13 protein-coding genes and 1 pseudogene are annotated in these 16,954 nt (G+C 72.4%); 7 read left to right on the top strand and 7 right to left on the bottom strand.

Features of this window, described 5'->3' with window-relative positions:
• Nucleotides 1-284 precede the first annotated feature (284 nt).
• Together ABH941_RS10410 and ABH941_RS10405 are read left to right on the top strand one after the other, a co-directional pair.
• Nucleotides 285-3,014, top strand: coding sequence for an alpha/beta fold hydrolase (locus ABH941_RS10410; RefSeq protein WP_370128445.1), 2,730 nt, complete (start codon nt 285-287; stop codon nt 3,012-3,014).
• Nucleotides 3,011-3,877 carry an ABC transporter permease gene (locus tag ABH941_RS10405; protein ID WP_370128443.1) on the top strand — a complete coding sequence of 289 codons (867 nt, stop codon included), beginning with the start codon at nt 3,011-3,013 and terminating at the stop codon, nt 3,875-3,877. Before ABH941_RS10410 ends, ABH941_RS10405 begins: the two co-directional genes overlap by 4 nt.
• 144 nt (nt 3,878-4,021) lie before the next feature.
• Here the strand turns inward: ABH941_RS10405 and ABH941_RS10400 are convergent, their stop codons facing one another.
• Nucleotides 4,022-4,516 (bottom strand): MarR family winged helix-turn-helix transcriptional regulator, encoded by a 495-nt coding sequence (locus tag ABH941_RS10400; RefSeq protein ID WP_370128441.1) that lies wholly within the window; start codon nt 4,514-4,516, stop codon nt 4,022-4,024.
• Nucleotides 4,517-4,614: 98 nt separating this feature from the next.
• Between ABH941_RS10400 and ABH941_RS10395 the strand changes: the two genes are divergently transcribed.
• The gene (locus ABH941_RS10395; protein WP_370128439.1) at nt 4,615-5,166 is read left to right on the top strand and encodes a YceI family protein; all 552 of its coding nucleotides are present in this window, start codon (nt 4,615-4,617) and stop codon (nt 5,164-5,166) included.
• 78 nt (nt 5,167-5,244) lie between these two features.
• On the opposite strand, the gene glnII is transcribed toward ABH941_RS10395, so the two are convergent.
• Both glnII and ABH941_RS10385 read right to left on the bottom strand, forming a co-directional pair.
• The gene (glnII, locus tag ABH941_RS10390) at nt 5,245-6,267 is read right to left on the bottom strand and encodes a glutamine synthetase (RefSeq protein WP_370128437.1); all 1,023 of its coding nucleotides are present in this window, start codon (nt 6,265-6,267) and stop codon (nt 5,245-5,247) included.
• 256 nt (nt 6,268-6,523) lie between these two features.
• Entirely contained in the window at nt 6,524-7,759 is a 1,236-nt protein-coding gene (locus ABH941_RS10385; protein WP_370128435.1) for a serine hydrolase domain-containing protein, read from the bottom strand.
• Nucleotides 7,760-7,904: 145 nt separating this feature from the next.
• Between ABH941_RS10385 and ABH941_RS10380 the strand changes: the two genes are divergently transcribed.
• Together ABH941_RS10380 and ABH941_RS10375 are read left to right on the top strand one after the other, a co-directional pair.
• Complete coding sequence (locus ABH941_RS10380; RefSeq protein WP_370128433.1) at nt 7,905-9,206, top strand: sensor histidine kinase; 1,302 nt, start codon at nt 7,905-7,907, stop codon at nt 9,204-9,206.
• Nucleotides 9,203-9,862, top strand: coding sequence for a response regulator (locus tag ABH941_RS10375; protein WP_370128431.1), 660 nt, complete (start codon nt 9,203-9,205; stop codon nt 9,860-9,862). Before ABH941_RS10380 ends, ABH941_RS10375 begins: the two co-directional genes overlap by 4 nt.
• A 6-nt stretch (nt 9,863-9,868) precedes the next feature.
• Here ABH941_RS10375 and ABH941_RS10370 read toward each other — a convergent pair whose 3' ends face one another.
• Complete coding sequence (locus tag ABH941_RS10370) at nt 9,869-10,543, bottom strand: YigZ family protein (protein WP_370128429.1); 675 nt, start codon at nt 10,541-10,543, stop codon at nt 9,869-9,871.
• 135 nt (nt 10,544-10,678) lie between these two features.
• On the opposite strand from ABH941_RS10370, the pseudogene ABH941_RS10365 reads away from it, so the two are divergent.
• Nucleotides 10,679-10,999, top strand: a pseudogene (locus tag ABH941_RS10365) (DUF5685 family protein); the annotation flags it as partial.
• 704 nt (nt 11,000-11,703) lie between these two features.
• On the opposite strand, the gene ABH941_RS10360 reads toward ABH941_RS10365, so the two are convergent.
• Nucleotides 11,704-13,002 (bottom strand): MFS transporter, encoded by a 1,299-nt coding sequence (locus ABH941_RS10360; RefSeq protein ID WP_370128427.1) that lies wholly within the window; start codon nt 13,000-13,002, stop codon nt 11,704-11,706.
• Nucleotides 13,003-13,060: 58 nt separating this feature from the next.
• On the opposite strand from ABH941_RS10360, the gene ABH941_RS10355 reads away from it, so the two are divergent.
• Nucleotides 13,061-14,086 (top strand): ArsR family transcriptional regulator, encoded by a 1,026-nt coding sequence (locus ABH941_RS10355; protein WP_370128425.1) that lies wholly within the window; start codon nt 13,061-13,063, stop codon nt 14,084-14,086.
• Between the two features lie 706 nt (nt 14,087-14,792).
• Here ABH941_RS10355 and ABH941_RS10350 read toward each other — a convergent pair.
• Nucleotides 14,793-16,103 (bottom strand): aldolase, encoded by a 1,311-nt coding sequence (locus ABH941_RS10350; protein WP_370128423.1) that lies wholly within the window; start codon nt 16,101-16,103, stop codon nt 14,793-14,795.
• An 88-nt stretch (nt 16,104-16,191) separates the two neighbouring features.
• A complete protein-coding gene (locus ABH941_RS10345; RefSeq protein WP_370128421.1) occupies nt 16,192-16,938 on the bottom strand; it encodes an NAD-dependent deacetylase in 747 nt (248 codons plus the stop codon).
• Nucleotides 16,939-16,954: the final 16 nt, after the last annotated feature.

Here is a 16,954-nt window from a genome sequence, read left to right as displayed (position 1 = left end):
GAGGCGGTCTTGACACTGTTCGTGGTGCCACGCCACCTTGGACTCAGCCTGCCCAGGTGATCTGACCAGTGGTCATCAGGACGGCCTCACGGCCGGGGCGACCACCCCGTGCAGCCCCGCGCTTCCTGGCGCGCGTGGGCTGCACGGCGGTCCCGTCCGAATTCACCTCGTGGTTCTTCACTCCCGAGGGCACCAGCGCGTACCTGGGATCGTTCACCCAGCAGTGATCCACCGAGCACACGGATCCGCTGAGCTTCTGACGTCCCTTCGAAAGGCACCCCCGCATGGGTTCTCCTCCCCGACTGCTCCGCCCGCGGCGAGCACTTTTCGCGGGCGCCGCCGCCGCAGCCCTGCTGGTGGGAGCCGGCACCTGGACCGCCGTCGCCGCGCACGGACCCGCGTCCGTGCAACGGACCGACCAGGTGCTGGCTCTGCCCGCGTCGCCGGGCAGCAGCGGGACGGTGAGGATCGACACCTCCTACTTCACCTCCGGCAGCCCCGGCGTCCGCCGCCCCGCCGTCCTGCTGGCCCACGGCTTCGGCGGCAACAAGGACGACCTGACCGGCGAGGCGCAGACGATGGCCCGTCAGGGCTACGCCGTGATGACCTGGTCGGCCCGCGGCTTCGGCGCGTCCGGCGGCGCCATCGGGCTGAACGATCCACAGCGCGAGGTCGCCGACGTCAGCGGCCTGATCGACTGGCTGGCCAAGCAGCCCGACGTCCAGCTGGACGCCCCCGGCGACCCCCGGGTGGGCATCGCCGGGGCCTCCTACGGCGGGGCGGTGGCACTGCTGGCGGCCGGGTACGACAAGCGGGTGGACGCCATCGCCCCGGAGATCACCTACTGGAACCTCTCCGACGCGCTGTTCCCCGACGGCGTGTTCAAGAAGCTGTGGTCGGGGATCTTCTTCACCACCGGATCGACCGACCAGTCGACGCCGACCACGACCGGCCGGACAGGGTCGCGGATCACCGCGACCAACGACTCCACCTGCGGCCGCTTCTCGGCCGACCTGTGCGCGATGTACCAGCGGGTCGCCGTCTCCGGAAAGCCGGACGCCGCCGCCGAACAGCTGCTGGCGCAGCGCAGCCCCTCGGCGGTGGCGAAACAGATCAAGGTGCCGACGCTGCTGGTCCAGGGCCAGACCGACTCGCTGTTCCCGCTGGACCAGGCCGACCAGGCCGCCGCCGCGATCAGCGCCAACGGCGCCCCGGTCTCGGTGGACTGGATCGCGGGCGGACACGACGGCGGAAACATGGAGTCGGCGCGGATCGAACAGCGCACCTCGGCCTGGTTCGACCGCTACCTCAAGCGCGACACCGCCGTCGACACCGGCCCGGCCTTCCGGGTCAGCCGCAGCGGCGGCGTCGACAGCACCAGCGGCACCATCACCCTGCAGGGCGCGACTTCGACCTCGTACCCCGGTCTGGAGGACTCCCCGGTGGCGGTCGCGCTGTCCGGTCCGCCGCAGACCTTCGCCAACCCGCCGGGCGGCGCGCCGCCGGCCATCTCCGCCCTGCCCGGGATCGGCGCGCTCAGCCAGCTCTCCGGCCTGGGCGTGGGCCTGTCGCTGGACTTCCCCGGGCAGTCGGCGGAGTTCTTCTCACAACCGCTCACCAGATCCCTGCGGATCACCGGCTCCCCCACGGTGCGGATCCACGTCCGCGCCGACAGCGAGGACGCGGTGCTGTTCGCCAAGCTCTACGACGTCGCCCCGGGCACCGGCGGAACCAAGGTGCTGCCCTCGCAGCTGGTCACGCCGCTGCGGGTGACCGGCGCGAAGGCCGGAGCGGACGTACTCGTGCACCTGCCCGCCGTGGACCACCAGGTCCCGGCCGGGCACCGGCTGGAGCTGGTGCTGTCCGCCACCGACCTCGGCTACGCCTCCCCCGCCGCACCCGCCTCCTACACCGTGTCGCTGCTGGGCAACGACCTGAGCGTGCCCACCGACCCGGCGCTGAGCACCGCCGCCGCCCCGCTGCCCTGGTGGGTCTGGGGCCTGCCGGTGCTGGCGCTGGCCGTCGCGGCGGCGCTGCTGCTCACCGGCCGCCGCCGGCGGCGGGCGGGTCATCCCGCCGCCGAACCGGAACTGACCCTGGTGCCGCTGCGGATCGAGGGTCTGACGAAACGTTACGCGGGCTCGGCCGACCGCTACGCCGTCCGTGACCTGTCCTTCCAGGTGGAGCCGGGCCAGGTGCTGGGCCTGCTCGGGCCCAACGGCGCGGGCAAGACCACCACCCTGCGCATGCTGATGGGGCTGATCAGCCCGGACAGCGGCGAGATCCGGGTCTTCGGGCAGCTGATCCGCCCCGGCGCGCCGGTGCTCTCCCGGGTCGGCGCGTTCGTGGAGGGCCCCGGCTTCCTGCCGCACCTGTCGGGGCGGGCCAACCTGGAGCTCTACTGGCGGGCCACCGGACGCCCGGCCGAGGACGCCCACCTGGACGAGGCGCTGGCCATCGCCGGCCTCGGCAACGCCGTCGAACGCGCGGTACGGACCTACTCCCAGGGCATGCGGCAGCGGCTCGCCATCGCCCAGGCCATGCTGGGCCTGCCCGACCTGCTGATCCTGGACGAACCGCTGAACGGCCTGGACCCGCCGCAGATCCGGGAGATGCGCGACGTGATCGTCGGCTACGCCGCGGCCGGACGCACCGTCATCGTCTCCAGCCATCTGCTGGCCGAGGTCGAGCAGACCTGCACCCACCTGGTGGTGATGGACCACGGGCAGCTGGCCCAGGCCGGACCCGTCGCCGAGATCGTCGGCTCCGGCGACAGCCTGCTGGTCGGCACGGCGCAGCCGCTCGACGCCGACCTGGTCGGCAAGGTCGCGTCGCTGCCGGGAGTGGGCTCGGCCGAGCTGGTCGCCGAGGGACTGCTGGTCCGGCTGGACGGGGCCACCGCAGCCGAGCTGACGGTCGACCTGGTCCGGCTGGAGATCCCGGTGCAGAGCCTCGGCCCGCACCGCCGCCTGGAGGACGCGTTCCTCACCCTGATCGGAGGAGCAGCCCGATGAGCACCATCACCGACGCCCCGTCCGCCACCGCGCACGGCTTCAGCGCGCGCGGCACTCTGCCGCTGCGGGTCGAGGCCGTCCGCCAGCTCCGCCGGCGGCGCACCGCCGCGATGGCCGCGCTGGTGGTGCTGCTGCCGCTGATCATCCTGATCGCCTTCCAGGTCGGCGGCAGTCCCGGCGGCGACCGCAACCAGAACGGGCTGCTCACCGTGGCCACGGCCTCGGGAGCGAACTTCGCGGCGACCTGCCTGTTCCTCTCCTCAGGCTTCTTCCTGGTGGTTCCGGTCGCGCTGTTCTTCGGCGACACGGTGGCCTCGGAGGCCGGCTGGTCCTCGCTGCGCTATCTGCTGGCCGCGCCAGTGCCGCGGAGCCGGCTGCTGGTCAGCAAGCTGACCGTGGCACTGGCCTTCAGCACCGTCGCCACCCTGCTGGTCCCACTGGTCGCCCTGGCCGCCGGGACCGCCGCCTACGGCTGGAAGCCCCTGCAACTGCCGACCGGCGGCGAGCTGTCCACCGGCACGGCCGCGGTCCGGCTGCTGGTCGCGATCGGGTTCATCCTGCTCAGCCAGCTGGTCACGGCGGCGCTGGCGTTCTGGCTCTCCACGGTCACCGACGCACCGCTGGGCGCGGTCGGCGGCGCCCTCGGCCTCACCATCCTGGGCAACATCCTGGGCGCGATCACCGCCCTGGGCAGCGTCCGCGACTTCCTGCCGACCTACTGGGCCTACTCCTGGGTCGACCTGCTGCAGACCGATCCGCAGTGGAACGGGATGATCAAGGGCGTCTCGGTGTCGGTGAGCTACGCCCTGGTGCTGTTCGCCCTGGCCTTCCGGCACTTCCGCGCCAAGGACGTGGTGTCCTGAGCCGTGCTGCCTGAGAGCCGTGCTGTCTGAGAGCCGTGCTGTCCTGAAGCGATGAGTTTCCCCCGGCCCAGTCGTCCACCCTTTCGAGCACCAGCACAGGTCGCGGGCGGACGGGGCACGGGGGACTCCGTCCGCCTCGCGGCGTCAGTCGTCGCAGCCCGGCTCGGGGGTGTCGAGCTGCTTGAGGATCCGGTCGGAGACCGCTCCCAGCGCCGCGACCTGCTCGGGCGTGAGCGCGTCGAACACCAGCCTGCGCACCGTCTCCACATGGCGGGGGGCCGCCGCCTCGATCGCGGCCTGCCCCTCCGGGGTGATCGCGATGAAGGCCCCGCGCCCGTCGGCGGGGCACTCCTCTCGGGCTATCAGTCCGCGCTTGGCCATCCGGGCCAGATGGTGCGACATCCGGCTCTTCTCCCAGTCCAGCTCCCTGGCCAGCTCCAGGATCCGGAGCCGCCCGCCCTCCAGATCTGTCAGATGCACCAGCACGTCGTAGTCTGCGATGGAGAGGTCGGAGTCGGCCTGCAGTTCCCGGCTCAGCCGGGTGGTGAGCTGGGCCTGCATCCTCAGGAAACTGCGCCAGGCGTGCTGCTCCGTGTCGCTCAGCCAGCGCGGCTGAGCAGGGGCGTCGATGTCGTTCATGGAACCACCCTACCTCTCTTGGTTGACACATCATCCATACTGCGCCACTATCAAGGTGACACATCAACCACTGACGAACCACGATCGAGGAGCGCAACATGGCCGCCATCACCCCCGAGCTGTCCGGCACCTACACCATCGACCCGGCGCACACCCGCATCGGCTTCGTCGCCCGGCATGCGATGGTCACCAAGGTCCGCGGTTCCTTCAACGAGTTCACCGGCACCGTCGTGATCGACGCCGAGAAGCCCGAGCAGTCCACCGCCGAGCTCGCCATCAAGGTCGACAGCATCGACACCCGCAACGCCGACCGCGACGGCCACCTCCGCACCAACGACTTCCTGGACCTGGACAACTACCCGGAGATCACCTTCCGCTCCACCGGCGCCGAGCTGGTCGACGAGAACAACGCCAAGCTGTCCGGCGATCTGACCATCAAGGGCGTCAGCCACCCGATCACCATCGACTTCGAGTTCGAGGGCGCGGCGACCGACCCGTTCGGCAACAAGCGCCTGGGCTTCGAGGGCCAGCACACCATCAGCCGCAAGGACTTCGGCATCACCTGGAACGCCCCGCTGGAGACCGGCGGCGTCCTGGTCAGCGACAAGGTCGTGCTCGAGTTCGAGGTCTCCCTCGTCAAGAACGCCTGATCCACCGCGCACAGCAAGCAGCGCCCGCCGGGAATCCCTCCCGGCGGGCGCTGCTCTGTGTCGCGAAGTGCGTGCGGATCAGACCTGGTCGGCCTTCTCCAGCGCGGTGCAGCAGGTGTTGACCAGCAGGCGGGTCACCACGTACGGGTCGACGTTCGCGTTGGGGCGACGGTCCTCGATGTAGCCCTTCTGCTCGACCTCGACCTGCCACGGGATGCGGACCGAGGCGCCGCGGTCGGAGACGCCGTAGCTGTAGACGTCCCACGGGGCGGTCTCGTGCTTGCCGGTGAGACGGTCCTCGATGCCGTGGCCGTACTGCTTGACGTGCTCCAGGACCTTCTCCTGGTCGGCGCCCAGCGACTCACAGGCGGTGATGATGGCGGCGTAGCCCTCACGCATGGCCTTGGTGGAGAAGTTGGTGTGCGCGCCGGCGCCGTTCCAGTCGCCCTTCACCGGCTTGGCGTCGATCGTCACCGCGACGTCGAACTCCTCGGCGGTGCGGTAGAGCAGCCAGCGGGCGACCCACAGGTGGTCCGAGACGGTCAGCGCGTCGACCGGGCCGATCTGGAACTCCCACTGACCGGGCATGACCTCGGCGTTGATGCCGCAGATGGCCAGGCCGGCCTCCATGCAGCGGTCCAGGTGCAGCTCGACGATCTCGCGGCCGAAGACCTCGTCGGCGCCGACGCCGCAGTAGTAACCGCCCTGGGCGGCCGGGTAGCCGTTGACCGGGAAGCCGAAGGGACGGCCGTCCTTGAAGAAGTTGTACTCCTGCTCGATGCCGAAGATGACCTCCTGCGCCGTGAACTGCTCGGCGATGGGGCGCAGCAGAGCGCGGGTGTTGGTCTCGTGGGCGCTGCCGTCGATGTTGAAGACCTCGCACAGCACCAGCACGTTGTCGCCACCGCGGATCGGGTCCGGGCAGGAGAACACCGGCTTGAGCACTCGGTCGGACGCGTGGCCCTCGGCCTGGTTGGTGCTGGAGCCGTCGAAGCCCCAGGTGGGCAGCTCGGCGCCGTCAGCCAGGACCCGCGTCTTCGAACGAAGCTTGGCGGTCGGCTCGGTGCCGTCGATCCAGATGTACTCAGCCTTGAAGCTCACGGGCGGCATTCCTCGCGGTGGGGTGGGAACGATGCGGTGGCGCGTTGCGGTGCTCCGCGACGCTGAGGAGGTCCGCTGTTTTGCTGCGCACGAGACTCACAGGCCGCAATTTCCCAACTGTTGCCCATATGTGAACAGCAGGTTAACCGGGCTGGTTAGTGCCACACCTCACATGAACAGACCGTACGAACCCGGCAGAAACAGGCGGATCGTGCACGTCGTAGCAGCTCAGCGGTGCCGGCCGGGAGCGGTTGGGCTACGCCTGGGTGATGAGTTTCCGGGCCAGTGAGTCTATCGGCGCCGTCGTCCCCGCGTCGTAGTTGCTGAGGGTCACCGCCACCCAGTCGGAGTCCGGGTACCACTCCAGATCGGTGGAGATGCCGGGCGCGCCGCCGTTGTGCCCGACCGCCCACGCGTCGCCGACCAGGAACGCCGACGGCCCGTACGCCTCGAACGGGATCAGCCCGGGCAGGTCGGCCACCGGCGGCAACGGCGGTCGCGGCACCTTGGGTCCGACTGTGAGCTGGGTGTGCGGGCCGTCGAGCAGCTTGCCGCCCAGCAGTGCCTGGGTGAAGCGGACCAGGTCCTCGGTGTCCGAGAAGGAGTTGCCCGCGGGCGAACCGATGAAGATCTGCTGGTCGATGGCGTCGACCCTTGGTCCGGACGGCTGGGTGCGGTACGGGACGGCGATCCGCCGGTCCTCCCGCCACTGTGTCGTGGTGTAGAAGTCCGAGCTGGTCATTCCGGCCGGGCCGAAGATGTGCCGGCGGACGTAGTCGTAGTAGGACTGGCCGGAGACCTCCGCGACGATCGTGCCCAGGGTGTGGTACCCGGAGTTGCTGTAGAGGTGACCGGTGCCGGGGGCGAACGCCAGCGGTGCCTTGCGGACAAACTCCAGGGTGCCGTCCATGACCTGCTCGGCGCTGGTCCATCCGGCCGCCGCGGCCCAGAATCCGGCGCTCTGCATGTAGTCGCCCATGCCGGAGGTGTGGGTGAGGAGTTGGTGGAGCGTCACGGTATCGGCGACGTCGGCCGGGAATCCGTCGAGGTGGTTCCCCAGGGTCTCCTGGTACGCCAGCCTTCCCTGCTGGACGAGTTGGGCCACCGCGACGGCGGTGAGGAGCTTGGTGACCGAACCGAGCGCGAAGACGGTGTCGGGACCGTTGGGGATGCCCCGCTGCCGGTCGGCGGCTCCGTAGGACCGGGCCAGCACCCGGCGCCCCCGGTGCAGCAGCAGGACGGTGCCGGAGAACTTGTCCTCGGCGGCCAGCTGCGCGATCAGGCGGTCGAGCTCGCCGCCGGGCCGCAGCGTGGCCGGGATCCCCTCGGACCCTGACGAGTCGTCGGCAGCAGCGGCGTCCGCCGTCCCCGACGAGGCCAGGACGCCGCTCGCGGCCACGGCGCCCAGCAGCCCGAGCACGGAACGCCGGCCCGGCGCCCAGCCGGAGTGGTTCGGGTCGGGACTCAGGTCGGGACTCAGGTCGTGATTCATGCGACGATCCTGCGACCGCCTGCTCCCGTCCCGCGTCTGCCGCCGGGCACACTTCCGCATCCGTCGCGGGATGCAGTCGGGCCCAGGTGGCATCTGTCGCGCGACGGATGTGGCCGCCCCCGGCGCGAACGTAGACTCACGCCCCATGGCGGACCGGATGGCGGCCGCACTCCTCCGCTGGGTGCGCCGGCCCACGGTGCAGGACGCGGCACTGGCGTGCGGGCTGCTCCTGACGTGCGTCCTGCTGAACGACCCCGGTGCGATGGTGGATGCGGCCGGCGGCCGCACCGCCGCGTGGTCCTGGTGGGCCGCAACCGCGTTCCTCGCGGCCGGGGTCACCCTGCGCCGGAGGTGGCCGCTGCCGATGCTCGCGCTCTGCACGGTGTCCGCAGCGGTCCATCTGGCCCAGGGCGAGCCGCCCATGGTGATCGACGCCTGCGTCCTGGTCCTGCTCTGCACCGTGGCCGCGCGCCGCCGCCGGATCGCCTCCCGGAGCGCCCTGGCCGCCCTGCTGCTGCTCGTCACAGGGTGGAGCGTGTTCGACGCGCTGCAAGGTCGGCCGGCCCTGGGGTTGCCGTCGCTGGTCTTCCAGATCAGCCACCGCCTCGGCCCTTCCACCGGCGGCAGCCAAGCCACCGTCGCCGATCGCAGCGGCGGATCGAACCCCTGGAGCGGCCTGGTCGTGCTGGGGTCGATGCTGGTGGCCTCCTGGGCGGTGGGCAACGGCGTCCGCGACCGCCGCGCCTACCTCGGCCAACTCCACGCGCGCGCCCGGGACCTGGAACGCGAGCGGGACCAGCAGGCGGCCCTCGCGGTGGCCGCCGAGCGCGGGCGGATCAGCCGCGAGTTGCATGACGTGGTGGCGCACGGCCTGTCCGTCATCGTGATCCAGGCGCAGGGCGCCGACGCCGCCCTGGACAACCGACCGGCCGACACCCGGACCGCGCTGCAGGCGATCGTGCGGACCGGACGCGACTCCCTGGCCGACATGCGCAGGATGATCACCGCGCTCGGTGAGGTCGACGACGCCTGGCACCCGCAGCCGGGACTCGCCCAACTGCCCACCCTGCTCTCGCAGGTACGGCGGGCGGGCACCCCGGTGCGACTGCGCGTCGAGGGCGAACCGGCCGCGCTGGCGCAGCCGGTGGACCTGTCGGCCTACCGGATCGTCCAGGAGGCGCTCACCAACGCCATGAAGCATGCCGCCGGCGCGACGGCGCAGGTGCTGCTCTCGTACGGTGACGCGGAGGTCGGCATCGAGATCAGCGACGACGGGCGGGGCATGACCGGGATCGACGGCACCAGCGGCGACGGCACCGGCGGGAACGGGCTGCGGGGGATGCGGGAGCGGGTGGCCCTGCTCGGCGGCCGGCTCAGCGCGGGGCCTGGCTCGGACGGCGGGTTCGTGGTCCGGGCGACCCTCCCCTTCGAAGGGCGCGGCGCGTGATCCGGGTGCTGCTCGCCGACGACCAGGCCCTGGTCCGCACCGGTTTCCGGCTGATCCTGGAGAACGCCCCGGACATGCAGGTCACCGGTGAGGCGGCCGACGGGGCGGAGGCCGCCGAGCTGGCGCTCCGGCTGCAGCCGGACGTCGTGCTGATGGACGTCCGCATGCCCGGCGTCGACGGGGTCGAGGCGACCCGCCGGATCGTCGCCGGCGGCGTTCCCACCCGGATCCTCATGCTGACCACCTTCGACCTGGACGAGTACGTCTACGCCGCCTTCCGCGCCGGCGCCGGCGGCTTCCTGCTCAAGGACACCCTCGCCGCCGACCTGCTCTCCGCCGTCCGCGTCGTGGCCCGCGGCGACGCGGTGGTGGCGCCCAGCGTGACCCGTCGCCTGCTCGAACGCCATGTGGGCACCGGGCCGGAACCACCCGCCCCGGCCGCCGGCCTGGACCTCCTGACCGAGCGCGAGCGGGAAGTACTGGCGCTCATCGCCCGCGGACTGTCCAACACCGAGATCGCCGCCCGGCTCTACCTGACCGAAGGGACCGTCAAGACCCACGTCAGCCACGTCCTGTCCAAGCTCGGGCTGCGCGGGCGGGTGCAAGCCGTGGTCTTCGCCTACGAGTCCGGCCTGGTACGCGCCGGGTCCGGCTGACCGTCCTCACCGGGACCGGTGCACCCCGGCCCAGGGGACGTCGACACGCTCGGTGCCGATCGGCTCCAGGTCGGCCGCGCCCGCGCTCGCCGCAGCCAGCCAGGCGGCGAAGGACTGCTCCTCGCCGGCCGGTACGCCGACCTCGAAGCGGACGCCCGATCCGGTGTAGACGGCCTCGCGGACCAGGTGTCCGGCGGCGCGCAGATCGTTCTCCAGCCGTCCGGCGCTCTGGTGGTCGGCGCCCACGGCGAGCAGGGCGACCAGCCGCCGCTCCACGACCACGGCCCGGTCGAGTGCCGCCGAGACCGCGCCGCCGTAGGCGCGTACCAGGCCGCCCGCGCCCAGCAGCACCCCGCCGAAGTAGCGGGTCACCACCGCCACCGTGTCGGTCAGCCCGCGCCGCCGCAGCACCTCCAGCATCGGCGCCCCCGCCGTCCCGGCCGGTTCGGCGTCGTCGTTGGAGCGCTCACGGCGCGGCCGGTCGCCGATGACGAAGGCGGTGCAGTTGTGCCGCGCGTCCCAGTACTGCTTGCGCACGGAGGCGATGAACGCCTGCGCCTCGGCCTCGTCCTCCACCCGCAGCAGTGAGCAGAGGAAGCGCGACTTCTTGACCTCGGTCTCGTGCACGACCGGGCCGTCCGGCGTCGAGACGGTCAGGTAGGGGATCTGCTGCGCCGTCATCGGGCCAGCGTAACCGCCGGGTGAGGGTGCGGCAGATCAGCCGTCCCTCCCCCTCTCGAACATCGCTCGCACTAGGCTCCCCTGGTACGCCGTCAGGCGAAGTCCCGTACCTCTCGGAAAGGCCTCCACGCGCGGATGTTCGGAATCATCAGGCCCTGCCGCCACCGGCTCACCGAGGCGCTGCACCAGTCCTGGACCGCCCACCTCTGCGGGCTCTGCCTGGCCCTGCGCGACGACCACGGTCAGCTGGCCCGGACCGCCACCAACTACGACGGGCTGATCGTCTCGGTCCTGGTCGAGGCCCAGAGCCAGGATCCGGCCGGTGGGCGCCGCACCGCCGGTCCCTGTCCGCTGCGCGGGATGCGCACCGCCTCGGTCGCCCGCGGTGAGGGGGCCAGGCTGGCCGCCGCGGTGTCGCTGGCGCTGGCCTCGGCCAAGGTCCGCGACCATGTCGAGGACGGCGACGGCGCCTACGCCCGGCGCCCGGTGGCACTCGCGGCCGGCGGGGTCGCCGAGCGCTGGGGACGGCAGAGCCGCAGCGGCGGCAGCAGCCTCGGGTTCGACACCGGCCTGCTGTTCGACACCCTCGCGCGGCAGGGGACGCTGGAGCGGGCGGCGCTGCCCGGCAGCTCGGTGCTGCTGGTGACGGCGCCGACCGAGCACGCGACCTCACTGGCCCTGGAGCACACGGCCGTGCTCGCGGGCCGCCCCGGCAACCGCGCTCCGCTCGCCGAGATCGGCCGGCTCTTCGGTCGGCTGGCCCATCTGCTGGACGCCGTCGAGGACCTGGCGGAGGACCGGGCCACCGGCGCCTGGAACCCGCTGCTCGCCACCGGCACCGGCACGGACGAGGCCAGGCGGCTGTGCGACGACGCCGTCCACGGCATCCGGCTGGCGCTGCGGGACGTGGAGTTCACCGACGGCACGCTGGCCCACCGGCTGCTGGCGCACGAGACCGCAGCCGCGGTGCGCCGTACCTTCGCCCACGCGGGCGCGGGCGCCGCGAACTCCTTCGGCCCGCCCGCGCCCTACGGCCCGGCCGGCCCGCGCGGCCCCTTCGACGTCCCCCCGCCGCCCCCGCCGCGCCGCCGCAATCCCGTCGCCGGGTGCGCGATGTGGGCCCTGCTCTGCTGCACCTGCCAGGCCTGCTGCCGCGAGGACTACGAGGACCCCTGCAACGGCCGCCGCCGCCAGGGTCCGTGCAGTGATATGGACTGCTGCGACGGGGACTGCTGCGAGGCGCTGGAGTGCTGCGAATGCTGTGAGTGCTGCGACTGCGGCGGCTGCTGACCCCCCGTCCCGCCGCTGCCCCGCAGCCCCGGTGCCAGCCGCAGGGTGACGGCGATGGAGACCACCGCCATCAGCGCCATCGCCGTCGCGGGCGAGGTCCGGGCGGCGACGGCACCGGCCAGGGCCGCGCCCACGCCCTGCATGGCCAGCATTCCCGAGGAGTGCAGCCCCAGGGCGTGGCCGCTCAGCTCCTGCGGCACCAGCGACATCAGCCGCTCCTGCAGCAGCAGGCTCGCCGCATAGCCCACCGAGGCCAGCATGACCGCCGGCAACGCGAGCGGCAGGTCGGGATGGAGGGCGAACATCAGGTAGGGGGCCGCGAGCAGCATCCGCAGCGGCGCCCCCAGCCGTTCCCGCCACCGCGCCGGGACGAAGCGGCCGGTCAGCGTGTCCCCCGCCAGCATGCCGAGCGCGGCGAAGGCGAAGAGCAGGCCGGAGCGGCCCGGAGCATACGGCACGAAGAGCGATTCGGCGCCGACGATCAGGCCGTTCGGCACCCACAGGGCCAGGTACACGTAGCGGCGAGGTTTCGCGGACCATAGCCGGGCGTTGGTCCGCCAGGTCTCGGCGACCGAGGGCCGCCCGCCGGAGCGCGCCGGCCTCGCGCCGAGACCGAATCGCGCCAGCAGCGCCGCACCGGTGTGGAGGGCGGCGCCGACCAGCAGCGTCCCGCGTGGAGACAGCCCGGCGAGCAGCAGCCCGCCGGCGGCGTAGCCGCAGATCTGCATGGTGCCGGCGGCCATGTTGAGCAGCGAGCGGCCGAGCAGATAGCCCTCCTTGGCGACGATCTCGTTCAGCAGCCCGTAGCGGACCCCGCCGCCGAGGGAGGCCAGCAGCCCCTGCCCCGCCAGCAGGGCGAAGGCCGCCCACACCGGGAGGCCGGGGATCGCCTGCGCGGCGGTGCCCAGGGCGAACAGCAGCGCCAGCCCGCTCATCGCAGCCCGGGGCGGCAGCCGGTCGGCGGCCGACAGCAGGGTGGCCGCGCCCACGAGTTGGGCCAGCGAGGGTCCGAACATGGCGAGCGAGGAGAGCAGCGGCGAACCGGTGGAGCCGAAGACCAGCGTGCCCAGAGCCAGCCCGCTGACGGTCGAGGCGGCGACCTGTGCGGAGGAGGCCAGAAACAAGAGGGTGAACTCGGGCGTACGGAAAAGCTGCTGGCAGGTGCGCATGCCGCAGTCTCCGGTCGGGCCGCGCAGGGGCGTTAGAGTTTCGCCCGGAGGCGAAACCATGGGTTGGTGGCAGGTCAACGCGGACACCCTGGCGGGCAGCAGGTTCGTGCTCTCCCCGCTGGCCGAGGCCACCGCGGCGCTGAAGGCCCTGGAGCTGGGGACCGCCGCGCACTCCGGCGAGCGCGCCTGGCTGGACGCGCACCTGGCCGACTACCGGCGGCGGCAGGCCGCCGACCCGGTCACCGCGCTGCTGGTCCGGGCCGCCCTCGGCCGTACCTCGATCGCGGACTTCCTCACCCCCACGCCCGGAGCCGAGCGCGAACCCGCCTTCGAGCAGGAGCTGGTACGGGTGCGCGAGGCCTCCCCCGAGGTCGCACGGACCAATCTGACCGTCTCGCTGGGCGGCCCGCTCCCCCGCGAACTGGACCGCTCCGATCTTCCGCAGCGCACCGCCGAGCTGCTGGCCTGGGTGTGGACGGAGGCCGTCCTGCCGTACTGGCCGCAGCGCCGACGAGTGTTGGAGGCGGACATCGTCGCCCGCACCGCCGAACTCAGCCAGGGCGGCTGGGCCGGGGCCTTCGACGCCATGCGGCCGGGCATGCGCTGGCTCGGCGAGGGGCGACTGCAGATCAACGCCCATGACTATCCGCCGAGGGAGATCTCCGGGGCCCAGCTGCTGTTCGTCCCGGTGACGCCCCGTCAGGGGTGGGTCTCCTGGGACCCCAAGCCGGCCGCCGGCGTGGAGGGCGTCCCGCCGCTCCCGCTCCCGCACCACCGCTATGCGGTGGTGTACCCCTGCTCGGGCGTCCTGGCCGGGGCCGGCGGCCCGTCCGCGGCGCCGCGGGCGCTGGCCGCCCTGCTCGGCCCCGGACGGGCCGCCGTCCTGGTGCTGCTGGCGACGCCCAAGAGCACCACCCAGCTGGTCGCCCTGACCGGCCAGGGCCTCGGTTCCGTCGGCCGGCACCTCAGGGTGCTGCACGACGCGGGCCTGGTACGGCGCAGGCGGTCCGGTCGCTCGGTCCTCTACTACCGGTCTGCGGCCGGGGAGTCGCTGGTGTCGGCCTCGGCGGGCGGTGGGACCTGACGCCCTGGGCGAACTGGCTCCGCTTGGCTACTTAGGTTAGCCCGGCGCCATCGCCTCCCCGGCCTGATGCCCGACCCCGAGCACCGCCCCGGTCACGACGTCGCGCAACTCCCCCTTGGCGGCCCGGCCCAGCACTGCCCGCCCGGAAACACCTAGGGCGGCCCGCCGTTGCCGGGCGGCGGGGTGGTTGGTGGCGGGGGCGTGCAGAAACGGTCCTTCCCGTTGGCTTGGCCCGTTTGGGGTCACTGCCCATACGTTCGGGTCACTCGTCCGACGCATCCTGCCCGCTATGTCCGGTTTCAGCGTCGAGGGAGTGACCCGAATGTAGGGGCAGTGACCCGAAAAGCCCGCCCCACGGCAAACCGGGGTCACTTTTGGGACAAGGTGTCATTCGATCATGCCGCTTTGTCCGCTCCATACCGGTTCTGCCGTACCAAAAGTGCCCCAGCCTACCAAAAGTGACCCCGGTTCAGCCGAACACCACCCGCGGAACCGTTTCTCCTCTCCCCCACCCTCCGGACCCGGGCCCGGGAACGGCGCCTGGCCCCGACCCGGCTCCCCCGCTGCAGTTGGCCCGCGAGCGCAGCGAGCAACAGCAACAAGCACGGACGGCGGAGGGCGGCAACGGTGGCGCCATGTAAGCCACCTACAGCTTCCACCGGCCACGGTGACGGCCGGCCTCCCCCACGTGCCTCAGCGGCGCGCCTCACCGCCCCGCGAGCGCGTTCAGCTGCTGCCGGTCCAGGCCCGTGGCCTTCTCCACCTCGGTGGTGTCGACCGCGCCGCAGTCGAGGCCGCGGAGCAGGTAGCTGCTGAGGGCCTTGGCCGTGGCCGGCTCGTCCATCACGTCGCCGCCGGTGCGGGAGACGTAGGCGCTCAGGCGGGCGGCGGACTGGTCGAGGCCCTCGCGGTAGAAGGAGTAGACCGCGGCGTAACGCGTCGGCAGGTGACCGGGGTGCATGTCCCAGCCCTGGTAGTAGGCGCGCTCCAGCGAGCGGCGGACCAGGCGGTGGTGGAGCCGCCAGGCATCGCGGACCTGGGCCGCGTCGCCGGTGGGGATGACATTGGTGGAGCCGTCGGAGAGCCGGACGCCCGTTCCGGCGGCGGCCACCTGCATGACGGCCTTGGCGTGGTCCGCGACCGGGTGCTCCATGCTCTGGTAGGCCGCGCCCACCCCGCAGGAGGCGCTGTAGTCGAAGGTCCCGTAGTGGAGTCCGGTGGCCCGGCCCTCCGCCGCGTCGATCATGCGGGCCACCGTCGCCCGGCCGTCGGCGCCGAGGATCGACTGGGTGGTCTCGATCTGGATCTCGAAGCCGATGCGACCCTCCGGCAGCGCCGCCGCCCGCTCGAAGTCCTCGACCAACCGGACCATCGCGCTGACCTGCTGGGTGTAGGTCACCTTGGGCAGGGTGAGCAGCAACCCCTCCGGCAACCGGCCGCCGCCGCCCGCGGCGAGCAGCTCGGTCAGGAACAGGTCGAGGGTACGGATGCCCCGGTGCCGAACGGCCGCTTCCATGCACTTCATTCGGATGCCCACATAGGGCGGCGCCGACCCCTCGGCAACGGCTGCAGCCACCAGCCGGGCCGCGCGTACCGCGGCCGCGTCCTCCTCGGCGTCGGGGCGGGGTCCGTAGCCGTCCTCGAAGTCGATGCGCAGGTCCTCCACGGGTTCGCGTTCGAGCTTGGCGCGGACCCGGTCGTAGACCTCGTCGGCAAGGTGGTCCGCAGGGCGCCCGACGATGCCGGCCAGCGTGGCCGCGTCCGGAGCGTGCCGGTCGAGCAGCGCAAGGGCCTGTCGGCCCCAGTCCGCCACCAGTTCGCCCACCCCCGTCCCGGCGAGGGCGTCGGCCGGAACGTACACGGTGTGGACGGGCTGACGGGTGCTCGGCTCACCCGGGTAGCGGCGCGAGAGCTCAGCATCGGCCTCGGCAAGGGCGCCGTCGACCTGGTCCCGCACCGCACCGGAGAGAGTCGTCCCGTACCCCGCGCCGTCCGCCGAGTCGTCATGACGCGCCATCGCGTATTCCTCCACTCGTTCAACAGTTTGTTGATGCGAAGGTATCCGTGGCTCCCGGGGGCGTCAATGGGTCACCCCCGGCCTGGAGTCACCTCCCCGCCTCCCCGATCAGCCGTCGGACCAGGGCCGGGACGGCCGTGCCGATGGGGTCGCGGACGACCTCGGTGGCGCGGTCGTCGTAGGGGGTGGGCTCGGCGTTGACGACGGTGACCCTGGCGCCGGCCACGAGGGCGAGGTCGACGAGACCCGCCGCCGGGTGGACCCGCAGCGAGCTGCCGACTGCGAACAGCTGGTCGCAAGCTGCGGCGACGGCGCGGGCCTGGCCGAGCACCTCGGGGTCGAGGTGCTCGCCGAACATCACCGTGGCGGGCTTGAGCACCCCGCCGCCGCAGGCGCGGCAGTCGGGATCCGGTTCGCCCGCACGTACCCTGGCCAGGGCGTCGGACATGTCGCCGTAGGCGCGACAGCGCAGGCACTGGGTCCTGCGGGCGGTGCCGTGCAGCTCCAGGACCTTGCGTTCGCTCACGCCGCCCAGCTGGTGCAGGCCGTCGACGTTCTGGGTGAGCACCCGCAGCGGGATCCCGGCGTGCTCGAGTTCGGCGAGGGCGCGATGGGCGGCGCTGGGGCGGGCCGCGAGCATGCCGACCTCGATGCGCAGCAGCCAGGCCTTGCGGCGAACCTCCGGGTCGTCGCGGTAGTCACCGATGGTGACCAGCTTCTCCGCCTCCGGGTCGCGACGCCACAGACCCTTGGGGCCCCGGTAGTCCGGAATGCCGGAGTCGGTGGAGAAGCCGGCGCCGCTGAGAACCGCGACGAGCGGGCGAGTGGTGGCCATGGCCGAAACGTTAGGT

It is taken from the genome of Streptacidiphilus sp. EB103A (assembly GCF_041261405.1).
Classification (GTDB): domain Bacteria; phylum Actinomycetota; class Actinomycetes; order Streptomycetales; family Streptomycetaceae; genus Streptacidiphilus.
Note: the sequence above shows the minus strand (reverse complement) of the source record. Positions and strands in the feature narration are given on the sequence as shown.

Excerpts from the sequence above, each read along its gene's own strand:
- ABH941_RS10410 (WP_370128445.1), top strand. The coding sequence starts at position 285 with ATGGGTTCTCCTCCCCGACTGCTCCGCCCGCGGCGAGCACTTTTCGCG.
- ABH941_RS10405 (WP_370128443.1), top strand. The coding sequence starts at position 3,011 with ATGAGCACCATCACCGACGCCCCGTCCGCCACCGCGCACGGCTTCAGC.
- ABH941_RS10400 (WP_370128441.1), bottom strand. The coding sequence starts at position 4,516 with ATGAACGACATCGACGCCCCTGCTCAGCCGCGCTGGCTGAGCGACACG.
- ABH941_RS10395 (WP_370128439.1), top strand. The coding sequence starts at position 4,615 with ATGGCCGCCATCACCCCCGAGCTGTCCGGCACCTACACCATCGACCCG.
- ABH941_RS10385 (WP_370128435.1), bottom strand. The coding sequence starts at position 7,759 with ATGAATCACGACCTGAGTCCCGACCTGAGTCCCGACCCGAACCACTCC.
- ABH941_RS10380 (WP_370128433.1), top strand. The coding sequence starts at position 7,905 with ATGGCGGACCGGATGGCGGCCGCACTCCTCCGCTGGGTGCGCCGGCCC.
- ABH941_RS10370 (WP_370128429.1), bottom strand. The coding sequence starts at position 10,543 with ATGACGGCGCAGCAGATCCCCTACCTGACCGTCTCGACGCCGGACGGC.
- ABH941_RS10360 (WP_370128427.1), bottom strand. The coding sequence starts at position 13,002 with ATGCGCACCTGCCAGCAGCTTTTCCGTACGCCCGAGTTCACCCTCTTG.
- ABH941_RS10355 (WP_370128425.1), top strand. The coding sequence starts at position 13,061 with ATGGGTTGGTGGCAGGTCAACGCGGACACCCTGGCGGGCAGCAGGTTC.
- ABH941_RS10350 (WP_370128423.1), bottom strand. The coding sequence starts at position 16,103 with ATGGCGCGTCATGACGACTCGGCGGACGGCGCGGGGTACGGGACGACT.
- ABH941_RS10345 (WP_370128421.1), bottom strand. The coding sequence starts at position 16,938 with ATGGCCACCACTCGCCCGCTCGTCGCGGTTCTCAGCGGCGCCGGCTTC.